Origin of the sequence: Nonomuraea sp. NPDC005983, from assembly GCF_040614375.1 — a bacterium.
Taxonomy (GTDB): domain Bacteria; phylum Actinomycetota; class Actinomycetes; order Streptosporangiales; family Streptosporangiaceae; genus Nonomuraea.
This window is the reverse complement of the sequence record NZ_JBEXUP010000157.1, coordinates 18037-19812: the sequence shown is the minus strand read 5'-3', so window position 1 is coordinate 19812 and position 1776 is coordinate 18037. Positions and strand designations below refer to the sequence as shown.

Sequence of the window (1776 nt, the reverse complement as noted above, 5' to 3'; positions counted from 1 at the left end):
GAGGGTGTGGGAGAGTAGGTCACCGCCGGACAATCTTTTGGTGAGGGCGGGAAGGGGATCCCTTTGTGGGGTTCTCTTCCCGCCCTTTCTGCTTTTGTGCGTTGAAACGGGTTTCCGCTGATTCTGGTGTTGAACGGAGCCCCTGTCTCTGTGCGATTCCCTCTGCGTGTGGCGTTCGTGGCTAGAAAGCCATTCCCAGAGTTCTCATCGTCACTCGGGTTGAGCTGACCTATACGGACGCACGATGAAGGTGCCCCAGCCCAAGTACTGTCTGCCGTATTCCAGGTGGGAGCGGCGGGCGCGCGTCAGGAATTCGTGGAATTGCTGCGCATCCGGGTCTGTCGGGTGGTCGCGGAGCCAGTCGCTGAGCGTCCACCATTGGCCGGCAACGTATCTGTCCCAGTCGTCCTGGTCTGCTAGAACCATTTCCAGGAGTTCGAAACCTGCGGCTTCGAAGCGCTCCGCCGTCCCGGCAAGTGAGACGCATGTGTCTTCTGAGATGCCAAGCGACTCATATGCTTCGAGGGGCGGAGGGCTGGTCCAGAAGCACTCACCCACGATCGCGATCCCGTTGGGCCGTAGGTGGCCTCGCATGAGATCCAGAGTGCCGGTGAGGCCGCCGCCGATCCAGGTCGCCCCGATGCACGAAACGACGTCGTACGTCTGCGGATCGTCTTTGTAGGCGCCGGCGTCTGCTTTGACGAAGCGCACCTGATCGGCCACGCCGAGCTCTTCGACGCGCCTTCTCGCGGCTTCGAGGAAGACGTCGCTGATGTCGACGCCGGTGCCCTCTACGCCGTGCTGGGCGGCCCAGCGGGCGAGGAGTTCGCCCTTTCCACAAGCGAGGTCCAGGTGGCGGAGGCCCGGTCGGATACGGCAGATCTCACCCAGGAGATCCAACTTTCCGACGGTGAAAGGGTTCAGTACGCGGTGTCTGGACTCAGCGATTTCATGGAAGCGCAGTGACATGTCGTGAAGTCTTCCGAGGATCCCTGGAGAGTGCGAATGATTTACCTGGCTAGCAGTGGGCCCAGGGACGTTCTGCGGCTTGCTAGGCTGGAGGGGCCGGGCCACCCACGGGTGGCCTTCGTCGCGTAAGGCCCGGGGTCGGGCGGCGGCAGCCACGGTGGACCGTCGTTTGGAGCACGGGACCGCTGAGTGAGCCAACGAAATGGACCAGAAGTGAACAGAGACAACGGATCGGACGGCGGGCAGCGCGACCGCGGCGACAACGGAGAGAGGCGCCCGTACGACGGAAACAGAGGCGGTGGCTACGGCGCCCGCGGGCGCGACGAGCGCGACAGCAGGGGCGAGCGTCCGTTCCGTTCCGACGACAGACCGCGCTCGTCCGATCGTGGGCCGCGTCGTGATGACGACCGCCGGCCTTACCAGGGCCGTGACCGAGGCGCCGGCGAGCGCTCCGGATATCGGGGGCGCGACGACCGTGGCTCCGGGGGGGGCTTCCGCGATGACCGCGGTCCGCGCCGTGAGGGCGGTTTCCGTGACGACCGTGGCCCGCGCCGGGATGATTCTTCGCGAGGCGACGACCGCCGCACGTACCAGGACCGCGACCGCGCCCTCGGTTTCCGCGGCCGTGACGACCGCGGTCCGCGCCGTGAAGGCGGAGACCGCGAGGATCGTGGTCCGCGTCGTGAGGGCGGCTTCGGTGGCCCGCGTCGTGACGATGAGCGTCGTTCGTTCCGGGACCGTGACGATCGTGGTCCGCGTCGTGAGGGCGGCTTCGGTGGCCCGCGTCGTGATGACGAGCGTGGTTCG

1 protein-coding gene is annotated in these 1776 nt (G+C 66.0%); it reads right to left on the bottom strand.

Features of this window, described 5'->3' with window-relative positions:
* Nucleotides 1–210: 210 nt before the first annotated feature.
* A partial coding sequence (locus tag ABZ297_RS40010) for a class I SAM-dependent methyltransferase (protein ID WP_355357399.1) occupies nucleotides 211–1776 on the bottom strand: 1566 nt, incomplete at its 5' end.